This window comes from Prosthecodimorpha hirschii (assembly GCF_001305515.1).
In the GTDB taxonomy this organism is placed as follows: Bacteria; Pseudomonadota; Alphaproteobacteria; order Rhizobiales; family Ancalomicrobiaceae; genus Prosthecodimorpha; species Prosthecodimorpha hirschii.
Genome location: NZ_LJYW01000001.1, coordinates 5,528,762 through 5,549,237, shown reverse-complemented (window position 1 = coordinate 5,549,237; position 20,476 = coordinate 5,528,762). Strand labels below are relative to the sequence as shown.

Here is a 20,476-nt window from a genome sequence, read left to right as displayed (position 1 = left end):
CGGCCCCAAGGCCGCACCGTCCGCCCGCCCCGCGCCGGCTCGCCCACACCGCCTCCGCCGTCCGTACTCGGCGGCGGACGGGAAGCCGGCAGCGGCGAGGCCGGGCGGCGGCCGGGCGGCGACGTCGGTCGCGTCGCCCGCCCCGTCACGCGAGGGCAGACAGCCCCCGGAACGGCGCGCCGCCGCCGAAGCCGCCGGCGCCGTCTTCAGCCGCGGCCGATATAGGGCATCTTGGTCGCCATGATGGTCATGAACTGGACGTTGGCGGAGAGCGGCAGGCCGGCCATGTGCAGGACGGCGTCGGCGACCAGCTGGGCGTCCATAGTCGGCTCGGGGGCGAGCGTGCCGTTGGCCTGGGGGACGCCCTTCGAGATGGCGGTGGTCATGTCGGACGCCGCGTTGCCGATGTCGATCTGGCCGCAGGCGATGTCGTAGGGCCGGCCGTCGAGCGAGATGGAGCGGGTCAGGCCGGTCACGGCATGCTTGGAGGCCGTGTAGGCGACCGAGCCGGGCCGCGGCACATGGGCCGAGATGGAGCCGTTGTTGATGATCCGGCCCCCCTGCGGCACCTGCCGGCGCATCAGGTTGAAGGCGCTGCGCGCGACCAGGAAGACGCCGTGGACGTTCACGTCGATGACGCGCTTCCAGTCCTCCCAGGCCGTGTCTCCGACCGGGGTCGAGATCAAGCCGACGCCGGCATTGTTGAAGACCACGTCGAGACGGCCGAACCGGGCCTCGATGGCGGCGAACAGGGCGTCGACCGCCGCCGGATCGGACACGTCGCAGGGCGCGACCAGGATGCGCTCGGCCGGCGCCCCGGATTCGTCGGCGGCCGCCTGCAATTCGGCGGCGCGGCGGCCGACCAGGACCACCGCGTAACCTGCGGCCAGGAACGTGATCGCGGTCTTCCGGCCGATCCCGGAACTGGCGCCGGTGATCAGCGCGACGCGAATATCGGACATGGTTTCCTCCCAAACCTCGGACAATTAGGGGCGCGACCATGTCATGTTTTCGCCGCTCCGTCAGCCTCCCGAACGCCACCCCGCCATGCCGCCGGAGCAGGCCCGTCCCACGCGCCTTTGGCCCGGCCCGGCGGGATCTCGCGGATCGGCCTCCGGTGTCGGCTGACCGTCGCGATCCGCATGCTATAGTTGCAGTCTTGCCCGATCGTGCGCGGAGTTGCCGGCGTGACCCCTCGAAATCCCGTCGTCGCCGATCCGGCCGGAAAGGCCGGTCGCCGCGTGCCGTGTGGCTGGAGCGCCCTGCCCGATCTTGCCCTTCGGCCGGTTCGAATCATCGCGCTTTGCGCGGGCCTGCTGGGCGGCCTGGACTGCGCGCCGGCCCGGGCCGACCCCTGGGAGGATTGCCTCAACGGCAAAACCGACATGGTCGAGGCGAGTTGCACCGCGGCAATCCGGCTCGGGCGCCATCCCAAGAGCCAATTGGCGGCGGCTTACGAGACGAGAGGCCTGTCGAGGATGACTGCCGGCCGCCTCGACGACGCGATTGCGGACTTCACGAAGGCGCTCGCACTCGACCCGCGGAGGGGCTCAGCCCTTCACAATCGAGCCTTCGCCCATACTGCCGCCGGTCGGAACGACCTTGCCGAACAGGACGCCTCGGCGCTGATTGCGCTCGATCCGGGCGAGGCGTCCTCATACACATTGCGCGGCATCCTATACAATCAGAAAGGCGATCAAATCCGCAGCCTTGAAGATCTGAATTATGCCATCAAACTTGATCCCAAGGAATGGTTTGCCTATTCGTATCGAAGCCAAGTCTACGCCTTGCAAAAAGAATTCAGGAAGGCGCTAGAGGACATCACCAAGTCCATAGAACTTGAACCCGATTATCCATGGAATTACTGGGATCGCGCCGTCGTTTTGGACAGCAGGCCGATGAATTTCTTCGACGGAATCGTATACCTATCCGACGTCCAGAAGTTCATCGGTTTCGTGCCGGACTTCGCGCCAGCCCATGTCCTGCTCGCCCTGCATTTTACAGGATCAAATCGTCCCGATCGCGCCATTGAGACGCTCTCCAAAGCTCTTGAAATCTATAATCAAACAACCGACGAGAAATACGATAAACCGATCATCCACACCTACAAGGGCACCCCGATCGGTCGGATCTTCAGTGCCCAAGAAAACAATAAGACAATCGCAGGAGCCTACAATTTGCGCGGCCTGTTGCTTCAACAGCAGAAAAAATTCAATGAATCCGTTCAGGATTTCAACGCCGCGGCCGCGATCGCTCCCGCCGATACCGGCATCTTCCTGAATCGAGCAAAAAGTCTCTCTGAACTCAAGAACTTCCCGGCGGCACTTGCGGACCTGAACATCGCGATCGCCAACGGCCCGCCGTCGACAGAGGCCTATTTCCTGCGCGGCATGGCCCGGCGGGCTGTCGGTTCGACCACCGACTCAATCGCCGACTTCTCGAAAGCCATCGAACTGAAACCCGGCGACCCCGTGGCGTTCAACAATCGTGCGATCTCACACATGACCCTCGGCGATCGCGACGCAGCTCTGGCGGACTTCCAGCGCGCGATCGATATCGACCCGGCCTTCGCGGCTCCGCGGCGCAACAAGGGCAAGCTCCATTTCGAGCGCGGCGAAAACGAACAGGCGCTGGCCGAATATTCCGAATTCATCCGGCTGCAGCCGAAATTTGCCGCCGCCTACGCCACGCGGGCGGCGATCTACGAGAGGCTCGGACAGGCGGATCGGGCCCTCGACGACTATCGGACGGTGGTCCGGTTGCGGTCGGCGGAATTGATCCTCAAGCCTGACGATGCCTCCGCCCTGAACGACCGCAGTTGGGCCAATGCCCATCTCGGCCAGCCCGACCTCGCCCTGGAGGATATCGAGCGCGCCCTGACCATCCGGCCGCGCGACGGGTCGCTGCTCGACACGCGCGGCTACGCGCTCCTGAAACTCGGCCGCATCGAGGAGGCGATCGTCGACTTCAAGGCGGCGATCGCCATCAAGCCGGCGGATGCGGAACTGCAGGCCCATCTCGCCGAGGCGGAAGCCGCCCTGCGCGCCGCGAAGCCGTAGCGCGGAAGCGGCGTCCGAGGTTCGATTCCGGCAGACGAGAACGCCCCGCTCCCGCTCCCGCCCCCGCCCCAGGCCCGATGGCGGCCGGCCGGGACCGGGAGCGACCCGGTCGACCCGCCCGATCGGCCAGCGGCCGGGCCGGCCCTACTGGGCGGCGATCAGGATGAACTCGACCAGGATGTTCGGGTCGGCCATCTCGACGACGCCGGCGGCGCGCGCCGGGCAGGCGTTGCGGTCGATCCACTGATCCCAGACGGCGTTGACGGCGTCGTAGTCCTGCATGCTCTTCAGCCAGATCGTGGCCGAGAGGACCTTGGACCGATCGCTGCCGAGTTCGGCGAGGATCCGGTCGACCCGGGCCAGCGCCTGGGCGGCCTGCTCGGCGGCGCCGCAGGTCCAGTCGTCGCCGACCTGGCCGGCGAAATAGATCGTGCCCTGGTGGACGACGGCGCGGCTGCGCCGCCCGTTCTGGTCGATCCGCGTGATGGTCATGGTGGGGCGAATCCCGTTTTGGGCGCAGCAGGCAGTGTGTCGGGCATCCTGCGGCGCGCGGTGGCTGTGAAGCGGGCGAACGGGACCGACGCATGGTGTTGCGGCCGGCCCCGGCAACGCGTCAGGCATCCTCGGCGTCGGAGCGCGATCGGAACCGGGCCGCCTGGGCGGACTGCTCGGCGCGAACCCAGGCGGCGTCCAGATGATCGATCAGAAGCCGCTTCAGAAGTTGTCCGTCGCGCGCCTCCAGGGCGTCGATGATCGCCGCATGCTGCGCGCTGACCGAGGACCAGTCGCTCTGCCGCATGATTCCGAGGAAGCGGATGCGGTGCAGGCGCAGGTTCAGCGTCTTGTGCAGTTCGATCAGGGTGTCGTTGCGGGTCGCCCGCGCGATGCGCAGGTGGAAGGCCTGATTCTCGCGGAAGTAACCGATCCGGTCGCCCTCGGCGCGCGCCGCGATCATGCGCTCCTGATAGCCGCGCAGCGCCAGCACGTCCGCATCGTCGCGATTCTCGCAGGCCATCTCGCCGGCGAGGCCTTCGAGCGTGGCGTAGACCCGCAGCATGTTCTTGATCTCGGTCGGCGACGGGTCGGCGACCAGGGTCCGCTTGTTCGGAAAGACCCGGACGAGCCCTTCCAGCGCGAGAATCTTCAGCGCCTCGCGCAGCGGCGTGCGCGAGACGCCGAGTTCGTCCGACAGCGTCTGCTCGACGATCCGCTCCCCCGGCTTGATCATGTCGTGGATGATCAGGTCGCGAAGCTGGCTGGCGATCCGCCGGGGCAGCGGCTGGAGATCGAGCGCGGCAGCGACGGGCGCCGCGCGATCCGGGCGTGGCTCGGCCGCCGCCGCAGCGGCAGCCGGCATGGCGGCGGCAGCCGCCTCGATGACGGCCTTTGGCATGTCGGGACTGCGGGTCACGCGTCGATCCACCCTCATCGACCCGGAATGCGCCGGGCCATCGACATGTAACCGGGTTTCGCATTGTATTCAACTGGGTAATTCTCCGACCGGGCCGGGCATCCACCCACGGCGTACCAGCCGGCGGGCAATACCGGAAACGCCGTGCCAACGACCGCCCGACGATTGGCATTTTATATCTTTATCAAGGAGATAAGTATCCCAATCTAAGGGGCCGCCGGACCCTCGGGGGCGGTTCGGCTGCCGATCTTTCGGGCAGCACGCCCAGCAGTCCGTATTGCCAATCCTCCATGATTGTGCACTGTATCCAATTCATGGCCGGCGCACGGGGCCGGAAGGCGGATCCGGGGCCTTCGCACGGTCGCCGGTGATGAGGGGGTCGGTATGAGAAGTCATGTCGCCGGCATTCCGGGCAAACTGCTCGGCGCCTGGATCCTGTTTGCGGTCTTTCTGCATCTCTACTGGGCCGGGACCGGCTATCCGGAGCCGCTCGCGCTCGCCGCGATGCATCTGGCCCTGTTCGTGCCGCCGGTCTTCCTGCTGTTCCCGGCCAACGAACGTTCGCCGAAGACAAAGCCGAGCCTCTTCGACTACCTGCTGGCGGTCGCCGCGCTGGTGCCCAACGTCTACATCTATTGGAATCAGGCCGAGCTCTACGAGCGGACGATGTTCATCGACCCCGTGTCGCCGCTGCAGCTCGCGCTCGGCACCGCCATGACGGTGACGGTGGTCGAGGCGACCCGCCGGTCGATCTCGGTGACGTTGGCCGGCCTGGTGGTGGTGGTGATCGCCTACATGCTGCTCGGTCACCTTCTGCCGGGCGCCTGGAACTACCGGCAGCTGTCCTTCGCCCATGTCACCGAGATCACCTATCTGTCGATCGGCAGCGGGCTCTACGGTCCGCTCACGGTGATGAGCGCGACCATCGTCGCGGTGTTCCTGATCTTCGGGTCGCTGATGCAGGGCAGCGGCATGAGCCGGCTGTTCGGCAATTTCGGCGCGATCACCGGCGGCCGCTTCACCGGCGGGCCGGCCAAGGTGGCGGTGATCAGTTCGGGCCTGTTCGGCATGATGAGCGGATCGTCGGTCGCCAATGTCGTGGTGACCGGCTCGATCACCATTCCGATGATGAAGCGCCTCGGCTTCCGCCCGGTCTTCGCCGCCGGCCTGGAGGCCGCGGCCAGCGTCGGCGGACCGCTGGTGCCGCCGGTCATGGGCGCGGCCGCCTTCATCATGTCGGAGATGATCGCCGTCCCCTATTCGGAGATCATCAAGGCGGCGGCGCTCGGGGCGGTCCTCTACTACATCAACCTCATCGCCGTGGTGCATTTCGAGGCCAAGAAGCTCGGCATCGGCGCGATCCCGAAGGCCCACCTGCCGAGCCTGCGCGACATCGGCCGCGACCTGCACCTGCTGGTCCCGCTGGCGACGCTGGTCACGCTGATGATGCTGCGCTTCTCGCCCTATCTGGCCGCCTACTGGGCGACCATCACGACCGTCATCATCGCCGCGCTGCGCCAGCATACCCGCATGGGCCTGTTCCGCGTGCTGCAGCATCTGCGCGACGGCGGCTACCTGATCGCGATGATCGTGGTCGCGGTCACCTCGGCCGGCATTATCACGGCCGCCCTGTCGAGCACGGGCGTGCTGCTCGCCTTCACGGGCATGATCAAGAGCCTCGGCGGCCAGTCGCTGCTGCTGCTCTCGATCCTGATCGCCAGCACCTGCCTGATCATCGGCGTCGGCATCCCGACCACGCCGGCCTATATCATCACGGCCGCGATCGGCGCGCCGATCGTCGCCGAACTGGGCGTGCCGCTGCTCGCCGCCCATCTCTTCATCTTCTATTTCGCGGTCCTGGCCGATGCCTCGCCGCCGGTCGCCCCGGTCGCCGATGCGGCGGCGACGATCGCCGGCGCGCCGGCCGTCACGACCGGCTTCTATGCCTGCCGCTTCGCGCTCGGCGGTTTCGTCGGCGGCCTCGCCTATGTGTTCGAGCCGGGCCTGATCCTGCGCGGCAGCTGGCTCGACATCCTCGCCACGCTGACGGCGCTCGGCTGCGGGCTCGTGCTGATCGCCGCAGGCCTCGCCGGCTATGCCTGGGCGCGGCTGTCGATCCTCAGCCGGCTCGCGCTGGTCTCGGCCGGCTGCCTCTGCTGCCTCGCCTACCAGTGGCCGGTCATCGAACGGGCCGCCCTGGGGCTCTTCGCGATCGCCATCCTGATCCTGCTCGGGCGCCTGATGGAGGCGCGCGGGCTGACCACCCCCCTGCGGCCGGCCGAGCCCGTCGTCCTCGAAGGAGAAAGACCATGACCATGACGCGCCAGAAGACCTATTACGGCGTCAGCGTCGGCATCCTGATGGTGCGCTCCTACTTCCAGCGCTTTGTCGGCGATATCGGCAATGCGCTGACCTGGGACTTCCCCGTCCAGTACAAGATCGTCCATGACGCCACCCCGGCGCGGATGACCGATCTGCACAATGTCGACCTGCTCGAGGCCTTCAAGAAGGCCGCGCAGGAACTGATCGACAGCGGCGTCGACGGCATCACCACGACCTGCGGCTTCCTGTCGATCTACCAGAAAGAACTGGCCGAATTCTGCAGCGTGCCGGTCGCCACCAGCAGCCTCCTGCAGGTGCCGATGGTCCAGCGCCTGATCCCGGCCCGCAAGAAGGTCGGCATCCTGACCTATTCGGCCGCCTCGCTGAACGGACGCTATTTCGAAGGTGTCGGCGTCGATCCCGCGACCCCGGTCGCCGGCATGCCGACCGACAGCGAATTCGTCCGCTCGATCCGCGACGGCGACGACACCGTGCCGTTCGAGGTCCTCAAGGAAGAGGTGCTCGCCGCCACGGCACGCCTCCTCGAGCGCGAGCCCGAGATCGGCGCGATCGTGTCGGAATGCACCAATCTGACGCCCTACAGCGCCGACATCGTCGCCCGCTTCGGCGTGCCGGTCTACGACGCCGTCACGCTGGTCAACTGGTTCCACGGCGGCCTGCGCCCGCGCCGGTTCGTGCAGTCATGAGCCATGCCGCCTTCGCCATCGTCGGTGGTGGGCTGGTCGGAGCCGGGATCGGCTATGGCCTGGCGAAGGCCGGCCACGACGTGCTGCTGCTCGACGAGGGCGATGTCGCCTTCCGCGCCGCACGCGGCAATTTCGGCAATGTCTGGGTCCAGGGCAAGGGCTTGAACAGCCCCACCTATGCCGATCTGAGCCGCGGCGCCGCGCTCGGCTGGCGCGACTTCGCGGCCGAACTCGAGGACCTCTCGGGGGTGCCGCTGCATTTCTCGCAGAACGGCGCCTTCTATGTCTGCCTGAGCGCGGCCGAGCTGGACCGTCGCGCCGACGCGCTCCTGGCGGCCGAGGCGGCCAGCCGGATTCCGAGCGGCGTCGAGCGGGTCGATCGCAGCGCCATCGCCGCCGTCATTCCCGAGATCGGCGAGACGGTCGCCGGCGCCACCTTCTGCCCGCTCGACGGGATGGTCGATCCGCTGCGCCTGTTGCGGGCGCTCCTGTCCGGCTACCAGCGTTTCGGCGGGCGGGTGCAGGCCGGCGCACGGATCGCGCGGATCGACGGCGACGGCCGCGGCTTCGTGCTGCAGGGCGCCGCCGGCACCGTGGCCACGGCCGACCGGGTCGTGCTGGCGGCCGGGCTCGGCAATGCCGCGCTCGCCCCGCAACTCGGCCTGACGGCGCCGGTCCGTCCGGTGCGCGGTCAGGTGTTCGTCACCGAGAAGCTGCGCCCCTTCATGTCCTGCGGCATCCATTTCATCCGCCAGACGGCGGATGGCGGCGTCATCTGCGGCGAATCCTCCGAGGAGGCCGGCTTCGACGAGGCGACCACCCGCCCGGTGCTGCGCGATTCCGCCGCGAAGATCACGGCCGTCCTGCCGCTGCTGCGCCATGTCCGCGTCGTCCGCGCCTGGGGCGCGTTGCGCGTGATGAGCCCGGACGGCCTGCCGGTCTACCAGCGCTCCGCCACCCATCCGGGCGCCTATCTGGCGTCCGTGCATAGCGGCGTGACGCTGCTGCCCTTCCATGCCGGCCCGTTCGCCGCCGCGCTTGCCGGCGACTGGCTCGCGCCCGACCTCGCCGCCGCCTTCTCGCCGGAGCGCTTTCATGTTTAGGAGCCTGACCGAACCGACCGGCCGGCTGGTCACGGTCTCCCTCGACGGGCGGAGCGTTGAGCTGCCCGAGGGCGACAATCTCGCCGTGGCGCTGCTGCGCGCCGGGCACGGACCGTTCCGCACCACGCCGGTGAAGGCCGCGCCGCGCATGCCCTATTGCATGATGGGCGTGTGTTTCGAATGCCTCGCCGAGATCGATGGCGTGCCCAACCGGCAGACCTGCCAGGAGCGGGTGGTCCCGGGCCAGAGCATCCGCCGCCAGGACGGCGCGCGGTCGACCGGTTCGGCGGTCCCGCCCGCTCCCGCCGCACGAGGCACGCCATGACGGCCGGCCCCGCACATCAGGCCGCCGCCGACGGCGCGACCGTCGATCTGGCGATCGTCGGCGCCGGACCGGCCGGCATGGCCGCCGCCATCCGGGCGGCCGAACTCGGCCTGGCGGTGGTCGTGTTCGACGACCAGCCGGCCCCCGGCGGGCAGATCTACCGCAATGTCGCCCATCCCCCGCCCCTGCCGCGGCATGTTCTCGGGCCGGACTATCACGCCGGGGCCGCCCTGGTCGCCCGGTTCCTGGCGTCCGGCGCCGCGTATCGGCCGTCGAGCCTGGTCTGGCACATGGCGGAGGGCAGCCTTTCCCATACCGGGCCGGACGGCGGCGGGACGCTCGCCGCCCGCCGCATCCTGCTCGCCACCGGCGCCATGGAGCGTCCCTTCCCGGTGCCGGGCTGGACGCTTCCCGGGGTGATGACCGCGGGCGCCGCGCAAATCATGCTGAAGACGTCGGCGACGGTGGCCGACGACGCCGTCTTCGCCGGCAGCGGCCCGCTGCTCTATCTCGTCGTCGCCCAGTATCTGAGGGCCGGCATCCGCATCCGCGCCCTGCTCGACACCACGCCGAGGGGCGCGCGGCGGCGCGCGCTGAGCCGGCTCGGATCGGCCTGGTCCGGCCGCACGACCCTCGCCAAGGGGCTCGGCCTGCTGGCCGAAATCCGGCGGGCCGGCGTGACGGTCCATCGCCATGTCACCGATCTGGCGGCCGTCGGCGCCGACCGGCTCGACGCCGTCACCTGGCGATCGGGCACGGTGCGCCATCGCCTCGACTGTCGGACGCTGTTTCTGCACCAGGGCATCGTGCCGAACGTCAACGCGGCGATGGCCGTCGGCTGCCGCCATGGCTGGGACGAGGGCCAGTTGTGCTGGCGTCCGGCGCTCGACGCGGCCGGCCGCAGCAGCGTCGCCGGCGTGATGGTCGCCGGTGACGGCGGCGGCATTGCGGGCGCCGTGGCGGCCGCGCTGTCCGGCGAGATCGCCGCCATCGCGGCGGCCTCCGATCTCGGCCGGATCGACGACGCCACCCGCGACCGGCTGATCGCCCCTCTGGAAAGCCGGCGCCGCCGCGACATGGCCGTCCGTCCGTTCCTCGAAACGCTCTACCGGCCGGCCGACGCCTACCGCATCCCGTCGCAGGACGAAACCCTGGTCTGCCGCTGCGAAGAGGTCGACCGCGGCACCCTCGCCGAGATCGTGCGCCGCGGCTGTCCCGGTCCGAACCAGATCAAGGCCTTCAGCCGTTGCGGCATGGGGCCGTGCCAAGGCCGGCTATGCGGCCACACCGTCACGGAACTGTTCGCCGACCTGACCGGACGATCCCCCGACGCGGTCGGCCACTACCGCATCCGCATGCCGATCAAGCCGGTCACGCTCGGCGATATCGCCGGGCCGTGAACCCAAGGAGGAGACCTGCCCCGTGAAGCCCGAACCGCTTTCCTACGACACTGCACCGCCGGCATCGCAGGCCGTGATCGACGACATCAAGCAGACCCGCAAGGTCGAGGATGTCAACGACTTCTGGAAATACCTCGCCAACGACCCGGTCACCATGAAGCGGACCTGGGAGAGCGTGAAGGAGGTCATGCAGCCGGGCGCGCTCGACGTGCTGACCAAGGAGATGCTCTATCTCGCGGTCTCGATCACCAACAGCTGCACCTATTGCATCGCCAGCCATTCGGCCGCGGCCGCCAAGGCCGGCATGTCGAAGGAGATGTTCGGCGAACTGGTCGCCGTGGTCGGGATGGCGAACGAGACCAACCGTCTGGTCACCGCCTATCGGGTGCCGGTCGACAAGGCCTTCGGGGGCTGACGCACCGATGAGCGCGACCGAAGACACCGAAGCCCTGACCGCACTCTGCGCACGGCTCGCCCGCATCCCGACCGCAACGCTGTCGAGCCAACTCATCAAGCGCGGGCTCAAAGCGACCTATATCGGCGGCGCCCGCCGCCTGATCGGCACCGACGCGATCTGCGGCCCGGCCTTCACGGTCCGCTTCATTCCGGGCCGGGAAGACCGCACCGTGCCGGAGAGCTATGCCTGGCCGGGCGCCCTGCCGGCCGCCATGGATGCCGCCCCGCCCGGCAGCGTCGTCGTGATCGACGCCAACGGCCATCGCGGCGCCGGCACGTTCGGCGACATCTTCGCCGGGCGCCTCAAGGTCCGTCAGGTCCGGGGCATCGTCTGCGACGGCGCGGCACGCGACCTGCCGGGCCTTGAACGGGTCGGCCTGCCGGTCTGGGCCGACGGCACCTGTGCCCCGCCGTCGATCGGCGGCCTGACCTTCGCCGGCTGGGGCGATCCGATCGGCTGCGGCGGCGCCGCGGTCTATCCCGGCGACATCATCGTCGCCGATCGCGACGGCGCCCTGGTCGTGCCCGTGGCCGTCGCCGGCGAGATCGCCGCCCCTGCGGAAGAGCAGGACCGTTTCGAGACCTGGGTCCAGGCCCGTGTCGAGGAGGGCCGCCCGCTGGTCGGCCTCTATCCGGCCGATGCCGGGACCCTCGCGGAATACCGAAACCACCAGGAGGCCCGGTAGCACGGCGATACCGTGCATACCGGCAAGAGAGGAGTTCGCTATGCGTTTCGCATCGACTTGGAAGTCCGTCCGCCTCGCCCTCGCGGCCGCCGGCCTTGCCTTGGGCACCGTGGCTTCGGCCTCCGCCCAGACCATCGAATGGTCCTCGGGATCCCCGGGTGGCGCGTGGTTCACCCAGACCACCGGGGTCTCGGCCATCGTGATGGAGAGCATCCCGGGCCTGAACATCCGCGTCGTGCCGGGCGGCGGCAAGGACAATCCGAGCCGCATCCAGGCCGGCATCAGCCAGATCGCCATGGGCATCGACTTCCTGTCCAAGGCCGCCCGCGACGGCAGCGATCCCTACAAGAGCCCGATGGACAAGGTCCGCACCCTCGGATCGACGGGCGTCGCGGTCTACTTCATGGTCTATGTTCAGGCCGACGAGACCCGCTCACTCGACAAGCTCCTGGCCGACCCGACCCTCAAGATCGGCGTCACGCCGCAATCGACGTCGGAATATCTGACGCTCCAGCGCGCGCTCGCCTTCTACGGCAACTCGGCCGAAAAGATCCGCGCCGGCGGCGGCAAGATGATCGTGTCCGCCTATAGCGAACTGATCCAGGGCTTCAACGACGGCCAGTTCGATGTGCTGTGGACGGCCGGCGAAATTCCGTCGGGCATCGCCAGTCAGGTTCAGGACGGCCGGCGCAAGACCAAGCTGCTGCCCTTCCCGGCCGAGCTCAGCAAGGATTTCGCGGCCCGCTTCGGCTATGCCGAGGCGACCATCAAGAACGGTTCCTTCCCGGCCCTGCAGAGCGCCGACCTGCCGGTGACGGCGATGGGCAACCTCTACCTGGTTTCCGCCGACCTGCCGGACGACCTCGTCTACAAGATCACCAAGGCGATCATCGACAACCGCGCCCGCCTGCCGAACATCTATCAGGCGATGAAGGGCTTCGATCCGGCCGACGCCTGGACGATGCGGCCGGTGCCGCTGCATCCGGGCGCCGAGAAGGCCTATCGCGACGCCGGCTTCCTGAAGTGATCCGGCGCGCGCCGGCGGCAAACGGTCCCGGCTGCCGCCGAGGCCGGTCGTCGTCGGCGCGCGTCTCCCCCGAAACCCTCCCGCCGGCCGGTGCCGCAGCGCATCGCAGGATCGCAGCGGCGCCGCGCTGACGCCCTTGGCGGCCGGGACGATGGCTGGAGGATCCGCGACGGGTCGCTGCCGCCGTCGCCGCTCCCGCCGTCCCGGATACGAATCTCGTGCCCTTGGGGCCTCGGCACTGGCGGGTCCGGACTGTATCCGTCAGATTGCGATCCCCGACGCAACCGTCCGCAATTCCGACCAGGTGCATTCATGAACGGCCCCAAAGGACCCAATACCCGCCTCGCCCATCTCGGCAACCGGCCGCACGATTTTCACGGCTTCGTCAACCCGCCGGTCGTCAGGGCCTCGACCGTGCTCTTCCCCGATGCCGAAACGCTGACCGCGCGGCGCCAGAAATACACCTACGGCACCCAGGGCACCCCGACCACGGACGCGCTGGCCGACGCCGTCAACGACCTGGAGGGCTCCGCCGGGACCATCTTCGTCCCCTCGGGCCTTGCCGCCGTCACGGTGCCGCTGCTCGCCTTCCTGTCGGCCGGCGACCATCTCCTGATCGTCGATTCCGTCTACGGCCCGACGCGGCGCTTCGCCAATGCAATGCTGGCCCGCTTCGGCGTCGAGGTCGACTATTACGACGCCGAGATCGGCGCCGGCATCGCCGCGAAGCTGAAGCCGAACACCAAGGTCGTGTTCACCGAATCGCCGGGCTCGAACACGTTCGAACTGCAGGATATCGATGCCGTTGCGGCTGTTGCGCACAAGGCCGGCGCCATCGTGATGATGGACAATACCTGGGCGACGCCGCTCTACTTCCGGCCGCTCGACCATGGCGTCGACATCTCGATCCATGCGGCGACCAAGTATCCGGCCGGCCATTCCGACATCCTGTTCGGCATGGTCTCCGCCAATGCCGCCTGCTGGCCGCGGCTCAAGGATACCCAGACCAATCTCGGCACCTGCGTCAGCTCCGACGAGGCCTACCAGGTCCTGCGCGGCCTGAGGACCATGGGGGTGCGCCTCGACCGGCACCGCGACAGCGCGCTCGCGCTGGCCGCCTGGCTCGAAACCCAGCCGCAGGTCGACCGCGTGCTGCATCCCGGGCTGCCGAGCCATCCGCAGCATGACCTGTTCCGGCGCGACTTCGCGGGCTCCAGCGGCATCTTCTCCTTCGTCCTCAAGGGCGGCGGCGCCGCCGAGGCGGCCCTGTTCCTGAACGCCCTGACGATCTTCGGTCTCGGCTTCTCGTGGGGCGGCTACGAAAGCCTCGCCGTGCCGGTCAATCTCGACGACCGCACCCTCCCGCAGGCCTATGCGGGGCCGGTGATCCGCCTGCAGATCGGGCTGGAGGATGTCGCCGACCTGCGCGCCGATCTCGAAGCCGGCTTCCGCGCCCTCGGCTGAGACCGGCCCGGCAAAGACGGCAGCGGAGCCCCCACCGGGCCCGCTGCCGCGACGGCCTACGCCATCGCCGATCCGGCGGGCGCCCGCATGGACGCAGAAGCGGCGGCTGGCCGAAGCCGGCTGCACGCCCCACGAAATCGCTGCGATCACGGGGCAAAAGACGCTGAAGGAAGTGACCCGGTACACCGCCGCAGCGAACCAAAGGGCCCTCGCCGAGGCCGGTCTGGCGAAGCAGGTCGCGGCCGAGGCAGCGCGCACCACTGTCAAACCGAAATGACCGATTTGCCAAAAAGCCGAAATAGCTAAGCGAATTCAATATGCTTTTTTGGAAATGGTCGGAGTGGCCAGATTCGAACTGACGACCCCCTGACCCCCAGTCAGGTGCGCTACCAGGCTGCGCTACACTCCGATGGCGCTGGGATTAGACGGTTTCGGCGACGCGCGCAACCGAATTTCGGGGTTTCCCACGACGGCGCGTCTCGTCGTCGGGCGGCGCCGGGGGACGGTTTGCGCGAGCGGGCGGCGGTTCGGCCCGCCCGGATCGCCACCCGGATCGCCGGTGCGGCGCCGGGCGTGCCGGGCCTCCTCGAGCGCATGCCAGGCGGGCGGCGGCCTCCACGGCCTCGCCGGCACAGCCGAGCGCCGCCCCGTTCCCTAGCCCGGTTACCGGGCAGCCGGAGCGCCTCCGGCAGCACGGCCGTGGCCCGCCCGGTCACCGGACCGGTCCGGCCTTCAGCGGGCCTGATCGAGCAGGCGTTTGCATTCCAGGAGTTCGAACAGGGTCGCCTGCAGCTGGCGCAGTTCCTCGCGGCTGAGGCGCGGATTGAGCACCGGGCCGGTCTCGCCCTCCGGCCGGCCGGAGGGATTGCCGCGGAAGCGATCGATGATCGCCCCGAAGCCGGAGCGGGTCGGCCCTTCGTCCAGGCCCTCGCGGGCCGTCTGGGCGGCACGCGGCGTCCGGCTCGTCTCCCCGGTCGGCAGGTGAGGATCGGCCGCCCTGAGCGAGGGGCCGCGGGTCGGCGGGGTCGCCATCGGGTCGCGCGCATGGCCGACGACCCGGTCGATCGAATCGCCGGCCGCGGGGGCGAAGCGCTGGGCCATCGCGGCCGCCGAGGCCTCGCGCCGGGCCTCCCCGTGATCCAGATCGCCCGGACCGCGCCGCGTGTCGCCCGGCCGTTCGGAACCGTAGCGCTCGGGCTCGTAGCCGCCCGGCAGGGCGGCCCCGGCCGCGTCGGCTTCCGCCGGATAGGCGTCGTCCGCATAGCCGTCGTCCGAATAGCCGCCGGCCTCCTCGGACATGTCGTAGCCGTCGTCTTCCGGAATCGGGCGCCCGCCGGACCGCTGAACGCCGTCGGCACTCGGCTGCGGGGCGCCGTCCCGCCAGACATTCATGACGAAGCGCACGCCCTGCGCCTTCAGGATGCGCTGGACGCCGCGGATCGTATAGCCTTCGCCGTAGAGGAGGTGCCGGATGCCGCGCAGCAGTTCGACATCGTCGGGGCGGTAGTAGCGCCGCCCGCCGCCCCGCTTCAGGGGGCGGATCTGCGGAAATTTGGTTTCCCAGAAGCGCAGGACATGCTGCGGGAGACCGAGATCGGCAGCGACTTCGCTGATCGTCCGGAAGGCGTCTGGGCTCTTGTCCACGTCACGCAACCGCTGAGTGGCACCGGCGGCCTGTCCGATCGACGGGCCGCCGCGACCCGCATCACTCGGCTTCCGCCAACGCCTGGTTGATCTTCTGCTTGAGAACGTTGGATGGCTTGAACACCATCACGCGGCGAGGAGAAATCGGCACTTCCTCGCCGGTCTTTGGGTTTCGTCCGATCCGCTCGCCTTTCTGGCGGACCAGGAAAGAACCGAAGGACGAGAGTTTCACCGACTCGCCCCGGACAAGGCAATCGGAAATCTCGTCCAGAACCATCTCGACCAGATCGGCAGATTCGGTCCGTGACAGACCGACTTTCTGATAGACCGCCTCGCAGAGGTCGGCCCGGGTAACCGTCTTGCCCCCCATCTCCCAACCCTCTCGCGTTGGTCCGATCCCGCCCGACCGGACACCTTGCAGGCGAACTCGCATTTCGGCTCGCATTTGGGCAGGCTATTGTAAGTTCCCCTTCTCGGTCAATGGCCTGCACCGCTGCGGTGCACCCACATACCGCATTAAGCGCCCCGATAGGCGATGTTCCGGACCACGCCGGAGCCCATGAGGGTCTCCGCGAGGCTCTCCGCACCGAGGGCTGCGCCGCGCAAAATGGGGATGCGGGCGATTGACGCTAAAAATCGAATCGCCCGGTTAAGGCGGCGCTCACCAGCGGATCAGACAGGCTCCCCAGGTGAAGCCGCCGCCCATCGCCTCCAGGAGGACCAGATGTCCGGGCTTCAGCCGGCCGTCGCGCACCGCCTGATCGAGCGCCAGCGGGATCGACGCCGCCGAGGTGTTGCCGTGGCGATCGACCGTGACCACGACCTTCTCGGCGGCGATGCCGAGCTTCTTCGCACTTGCGTCAATGATGCGGCGATTTGCCTGATGGGGCACGAACCAATCGATCGTTTCGGCGCTGTCGCCGGTCGCCGCGAAGCTGTCGCGGATCACGTCAGTGATCATGCCGACCGCGTGCTTGAACACCTCCCGGCCTTCCATGCGCAGATGGCCGGCGGTCTGGGTGGTCGACGGGCCGCCGTCGACATAGAGCTTCTCCCGGTGGCGGCCGTCGGCGCGCAGATGCGCGGTCAGGAGGCCGCGGTCGGCCATCGTGCCGGGCTGCTCGGAGGCCTCGACCACGACCGCGCCGGCGCCGTCGCCGAACAGCACGCAGGTCGTCCGGTCGGTCCAGTCCAGGATGCGCGAGAAGGTCTCCGCGCCGATGACCAGCGCGCGGGTCGCCAGGCCGGCCTTGATCTGCGCGTCGACGGTTGCCAGCGCATAGACGAAGCCCGAGCAGACCGCCTGGATGTCGTAGGCGAAGCCGCGGGTGATGCCGAGCGCCGCCTGGACCTGGGTGGCGGTCGCCGGGAAGGTGTAGTCCGGCGTCGCGGTGGCGACCACGACGAGATCGATGTCCGCGGGGGCGAGACCCGCCTGGGCGAGTGCGGCCTCGGCCGCCCGGGTCGCCAGCACCGACGTGGTCTCGTCCGGCGCGGCGCGGCGGCGTTCCCGGATTCCGGTGCGTTCGACGATCCAGTCGTCGCTGGTCTCGACGATGCGGGTCAGGTCGTCATTGGTCAGGATCTCGGCGGGCAGATAGGCGCCAACGCCGCGGATCACGGTGCGAATCACGGTCAATCCTCACCTGCCTCCGCAACCGCGAGGTCGAGCGAGCCCCCGGCACGGTGATAATTCGAAATGCCCTGGGCGATCTTGGCCATCAGGTCGTTGACCACCATGTCGTAGCCGAGCTCGACGGCGCTCGCGAAGCCTTCGGCATCGGTGCCGCCATGGCTCTTGATGACGATGCCGTTGAGGCCGAGGAACACGCCGCCATTGACCTTGCGCGGGTCCATCTTCTCCCGCAGCCGGTCGAAGGCACTGCGCGCCAGGATGTAGCCGAGCTTGGCGAGCAGGCTGCGGGTCATCGCCTGACGCAGATACTGGGCGATCTGCTTGGCGGTGCCCTCCGCGGTCTTCAGGGCGATGTTGCCCGCGAAGCCCTCGGTGACCACCACGTCGACCGTGCCGCGGCCGATGTCGTCGCCTTCGACGAAGCCGACATAGTCGAGACCCGGCAGGTTGGCGGCCCGCAGCATCTTGGCCGCGTCCTTGACCTGCTCGACGCCCTTGATCTCCTCGACGCCGACATTGAGCAGCCCGACCTTCGGGCGCTCCAGGTCGAACACCGCGCTCGCCATGGCGCTGCCCATGACGGCGAAATCGACCAGCTGGCGGGCATCGGCGCCGACCGTCGCGCCCACGTCGAGCACGATCGATTCGCCGCGCGTCGTCGGCCAGATCGCCGCGATGGCGGGCCGCTGCACGTCGCCGAGGCCGCGCAGGCAGAATCGCGACATGGCCATCAGCGCGCCGGTATTGCCGGCCGAGACGCAGGCCATGGCTTGGCCGGTCTTCACCGCCTCGATCGCCTTCCACATGCTCGACTTCCACCGGCCGGCGCGCAGCGCCTGGCTCGGCTTGTCGTCCATGCGCACGACCACGTCGGTGTGGATCAGCTCGCAGGCCGCTCCCAGGCGCGGATGCGCCTTGATCAGCGGGGCGATGACGCTGCTGTCGCCGTAGATCAGGAAACGCAGGTCAGGCCGGCGCTCCACCGCCAGGGCGACGCCGGGAATCACCATGTCGGGACCGGCGTCGCCGCCCATGGCGTCGATCGATAGAATGATGGGCTTGGCCATCGGGCGGAAAATCTCGCGAAACGTGCCCCTTCCGGAGCGGACGGGCCGATCGGAGGCGGGACAATAGCGTTTCCCCGCCGCCTGACAACCGGTTTCTCTGACATGCCGGCAGAAGCCTCACGCGACCGCGACAGGCCGCGCGTCGATGGCTTCGCCGGGGCGACGCGGCGGCCGATCAGTCCTTCTTCAGCTTGGCCAGCGCAGCGAACGGCGACGGCTTGGCCTCCTCCGGCTCCGCGGCCCCATAGGCTGCGGCGTCGAAAGCGGCCCCGGGCTTGCGCGGATAGGGATCGATGCCGAGCACGAATTGCTGCTCGACCACCGCTCCGGGGTCGAGCGTTCCGCCGGCGAAGAAATCCGGCGGATCCTCGCCGGTCGCCTCGGGATCGGCCTCGGCGGCGGCCGCCAGCCGCTTCAGCCAGGATTCCTCCTCGGCCTCGGGGGCGAATTTCACCTCGATCGTCTCGTCGACCTTCGCCTCCACCGGATCGAGAGACACGACGCAGGTTTGCGTGATGTCGGCCGAGACCCGGCCCTCCATGATGAAGCCGGTCCGCGACCAGGGCTTCACGGTAACCTCCGCTTCCAGGCGGTGGATCGCCGGCAGATCGAGATCGGCGGCCAGCGCGGTGCGCTCGGCCTCGGTCGCCACGATCCGGACCGTGGTGCCGTCGCCTGGAACGTCGGCGATCGACAGCGTGCGCGAGAGAATCGGGGCGGCGTTCGCAGGACTGGTCATGGCTGGCTCACGGAGGTCGTCGCGGCGCCGGAAACGGGGTCCGGCGCGGCGGCATGGGGCTGGGAGGCGGCGTAGGCGGCCGGGTCCGGCCAGGCGATCCGCGCCTCGATGAGATCGTCGGCGGACTGGCCGTCGAGCCGTTCGGTGGCGGCGAGCATATAGGCGGCGACGCGACCGGCCGGCGCGGCGGCGCCGGCATCGCCGCGAAAGACGTTGCGCAGCACCGCCGCGGCAAGATCGACCGCATCGCCGGCCGCGATGGCGCGGCTATAGGCCTGGGACCGGCCGGCATAGGCCATGCCGAGCTTCTTCATCTTCTTTCCGACGGACAGATCGCCGACGCCGAGCTCGCGCAGATTGCGGTCCATGTCGGTGAAGAAGATGTCGAGCACATCCTGGGCGGCAGCGCGCGTGGCGGGCGCCTCCCGGCCGAGCCGGTGGAATATCAGCGTGGCATGGACCAGGATCATCTCGAAGCGGCCCTCCACCGTATCGGGCACGGCGTGGTCGAGATAGAAGGCCGGCTGCCGCGCCTGTGCCACGATCGCGCCATAGACCGCTTGGCGAGACTCGGGAATGCGTCGGCCGAAAAGTCCGAACAGCATCGGGTTTCTGGTCCTCGGGGTGCCGGAACCGTGGGGTCCCGGTCGTCTCGTTCCGGTATCAATTGGCTACGGGCATCCAGAGCCCGGCCGTTGTCTTCCGACCTATCGCAGGATAGGGAAGATGCCAAGTCGGCCGGGATGCGCGCCCGGCAGTTCTGTCCATTCGGAGATGCCAGCATGCGGACACAAGTCGGACGACGGATCGGCGCCAAGCGGGGCTTCCGGCCCGGCCGGCGGATCGCTCTCGTCGCCGCCGCGACCCTGCCGCTCCTGCTCGGTGCCTGCGCCGACGAGGTCATGCACGGGTATGTGGTGTCCGATCTGGCGCTCAGCCAGGTGCAGGTCGGCAACAGCCGCGAGCAGGTCCAGCTGGTGCTCGGCACCCCCTCGACCACGGCCACGGTCGGCGGCGAGGCCTTCTACTACATCTCGCAGAAGACCAACCGGCCGGTCGCCTTCCTCGACCCGTCGGTGACCGACCAGCGCGTGCTCGCCATCTATTTCGACGAGAAGGGCAAGGTGCGCGAGATCGGCAATTACGGCCTGCAGGACGGCAAGGTGTTCGACTTCATCTCCCGCCGCACCAAGACCTCCGGCACCGATTACGGCTTCGTGTCCCAGATCCTCAAGGCCGGCCCCGGCCTCGGCATGATGGGCCTCGGCGGCACGCGCTGAGGCGCACGCCCCTTCTGCGGCGTCTGATGCGAGCCGGCATGGCAGGGGACCGCCCCGCCGTGCCGGCTTTGTCATGTCGGGCGGCCGGCATCGCCGGTTCGCCGGCATCGCCGGTTCGCCGGCATCGCCGGTGCGCCGGTATCGCCGTGC

19 protein-coding genes, 1 tRNA gene and 1 pseudogene are annotated in these 20,476 nt (G+C 68.9%); 11 read left to right on the top strand and 10 right to left on the bottom strand.

What is annotated here, in order from left to right; translation table 11 throughout:
* Positions 1-206: 206 nt before the first annotated feature.
* Positions 207-962: an SDR family oxidoreductase gene (locus ABB55_RS24370; protein ID WP_083463907.1), complete on the bottom strand. Its 756-nt coding sequence runs from the start codon at positions 960-962 to the stop codon at positions 207-209.
* Between the two features lie 225 nt (positions 963-1,187).
* On the opposite strand from ABB55_RS24370, the gene ABB55_RS24365 reads away from it, so the two are divergent.
* Positions 1,188-3,059, top strand: a complete 1,872-nt coding sequence (locus ABB55_RS24365; protein ID WP_152982167.1) for a tetratricopeptide repeat protein — start codon at positions 1,188-1,190, stop codon at positions 3,057-3,059.
* 144 nt (positions 3,060-3,203) lie between these two features.
* Here ABB55_RS24365 and ABB55_RS24360 read toward each other — a convergent pair whose 3' ends face one another.
* Positions 3,204-3,551 carry a RidA family protein gene (locus ABB55_RS24360; RefSeq protein ID WP_054361138.1) on the bottom strand — a complete coding sequence of 116 codons (348 nt, stop codon included), beginning with the start codon at positions 3,549-3,551 and terminating at the stop codon, positions 3,204-3,206.
* Between the two features lie 121 nt (positions 3,552-3,672).
* Positions 3,673-4,470 (bottom strand): GntR family transcriptional regulator, encoded by a 798-nt coding sequence (locus ABB55_RS24355; protein ID WP_160321312.1) that lies wholly within the window; start codon positions 4,468-4,470, stop codon positions 3,673-3,675.
* A gap of 384 nt (positions 4,471-4,854) precedes the next feature.
* Here ABB55_RS24355 and ABB55_RS24350 point away from each other — a divergent pair, with 384 nt between their 5' ends.
* The 9 genes from ABB55_RS24350 (at position 4,855) to ABB55_RS24310 (ending at position 13,960) form a co-directional block, all read left to right on the top strand.
* A complete protein-coding gene (locus ABB55_RS24350) occupies positions 4,855-6,783 on the top strand; it encodes a TRAP transporter permease (protein ID WP_054361136.1) in 1,929 nt (642 codons plus the stop codon).
* Positions 6,780-7,499, top strand: coding sequence for an aspartate/glutamate racemase family protein (locus ABB55_RS24345; protein ID WP_200912063.1), 720 nt, complete (start codon positions 6,780-6,782; stop codon positions 7,497-7,499). Before ABB55_RS24350 ends, ABB55_RS24345 begins: the two co-directional genes overlap by 4 nt.
* Positions 7,496-8,602, top strand: a complete 1,107-nt coding sequence (locus tag ABB55_RS24340; RefSeq protein WP_054361135.1) for an NAD(P)/FAD-dependent oxidoreductase — start codon at positions 7,496-7,498, stop codon at positions 8,600-8,602. Before ABB55_RS24345 ends, ABB55_RS24340 begins: the two co-directional genes overlap by 4 nt.
* Positions 8,595-8,927, top strand: a complete 333-nt coding sequence (locus ABB55_RS24335; RefSeq protein WP_054361134.1) for a (2Fe-2S)-binding protein — start codon at positions 8,595-8,597, stop codon at positions 8,925-8,927. The genes ABB55_RS24340 and ABB55_RS24335 overlap by 8 nt, the downstream gene beginning before the upstream one ends.
* The gene (locus ABB55_RS24330) at positions 8,924-10,327 is read left to right on the top strand and encodes an FAD-dependent oxidoreductase (RefSeq protein WP_054361133.1); all 1,404 of its coding nucleotides are present in this window, start codon (positions 8,924-8,926) and stop codon (positions 10,325-10,327) included. The genes ABB55_RS24335 and ABB55_RS24330 overlap by 4 nt, the downstream gene beginning before the upstream one ends.
* 22 nt (positions 10,328-10,349) lie before the next feature.
* On the top strand, positions 10,350-10,742 hold the full coding sequence (locus ABB55_RS24325; protein WP_054361132.1) for a carboxymuconolactone decarboxylase family protein: 393 nt from the start codon (positions 10,350-10,352) through the stop codon (positions 10,740-10,742).
* 7 nt (positions 10,743-10,749) lie between these two features.
* Positions 10,750-11,469, top strand: a complete 720-nt coding sequence (locus ABB55_RS24320) for an RraA family protein (protein WP_054361131.1) — start codon at positions 10,750-10,752, stop codon at positions 11,467-11,469.
* Between the two features lie 40 nt (positions 11,470-11,509).
* Positions 11,510-12,496: a TAXI family TRAP transporter solute-binding subunit gene (locus ABB55_RS24315; protein ID WP_054361130.1), complete on the top strand. Its 987-nt coding sequence runs from the start codon at positions 11,510-11,512 to the stop codon at positions 12,494-12,496.
* Between the two features lie 312 nt (positions 12,497-12,808).
* A complete protein-coding gene (locus ABB55_RS24310) occupies positions 12,809-13,960 on the top strand; it encodes a cystathionine beta-lyase (RefSeq protein ID WP_054361129.1) in 1,152 nt (383 codons plus the stop codon).
* A gap of 332 nt (positions 13,961-14,292) precedes the next feature.
* Here the strand turns inward: ABB55_RS24310 and ABB55_RS24305 are convergent.
* The 7 genes and pseudogenes from ABB55_RS24305 to ABB55_RS24275 all read right to left on the bottom strand — a co-directional run bounded on the left by ABB55_RS24305 (position 14,293) and on the right by ABB55_RS24275 (position 19,651).
* Positions 14,293-14,369 (bottom strand) — tRNA-Pro (locus ABB55_RS24305).
* A gap of 988 nt (positions 14,370-15,357) precedes the next feature.
* Positions 15,358-15,604, bottom strand: a pseudogene (locus ABB55_RS31025) (MerR family transcriptional regulator); the annotation flags it as partial.
* Between the two features lie 61 nt (positions 15,605-15,665).
* Positions 15,666-15,974, bottom strand: coding sequence for an integration host factor subunit alpha (locus ABB55_RS24295; protein ID WP_054361128.1), 309 nt, complete (start codon positions 15,972-15,974; stop codon positions 15,666-15,668).
* A 291-nt stretch (positions 15,975-16,265) separates the two neighbouring features.
* Positions 16,266-17,237, bottom strand: a complete 972-nt coding sequence (locus ABB55_RS24290; RefSeq protein WP_200912136.1) for a beta-ketoacyl-ACP synthase III — start codon at positions 17,235-17,237, stop codon at positions 16,266-16,268.
* A 2-nt stretch (positions 17,238-17,239) separates the two neighbouring features.
* Positions 17,240-18,307, bottom strand: coding sequence for a phosphate acyltransferase PlsX (gene plsX, locus ABB55_RS24285; protein WP_054361126.1), 1,068 nt, complete (start codon positions 18,305-18,307; stop codon positions 17,240-17,242).
* A 175-nt stretch (positions 18,308-18,482) separates the two neighbouring features.
* A complete protein-coding gene (locus ABB55_RS24280; protein ID WP_054361125.1) occupies positions 18,483-19,046 on the bottom strand; it encodes a YceD family protein in 564 nt (187 codons plus the stop codon).
* The gene (locus tag ABB55_RS24275) at positions 19,043-19,651 is read right to left on the bottom strand and encodes a ubiquinol-cytochrome C chaperone family protein (RefSeq protein ID WP_083463903.1); all 609 of its coding nucleotides are present in this window, start codon (positions 19,649-19,651) and stop codon (positions 19,043-19,045) included. Before ABB55_RS24275 ends, ABB55_RS24280 begins: the two co-directional genes overlap by 4 nt.
* 177 nt (positions 19,652-19,828) lie before the next feature.
* On the opposite strand from ABB55_RS24275, the gene ABB55_RS24270 reads away from it, so the two are divergent.
* The gene (locus ABB55_RS24270; RefSeq protein WP_054361124.1) at positions 19,829-20,326 is read left to right on the top strand and encodes an outer membrane protein assembly factor BamE; all 498 of its coding nucleotides are present in this window, start codon (positions 19,829-19,831) and stop codon (positions 20,324-20,326) included.
* Positions 20,327-20,476 lie beyond the last annotated feature (150 nt).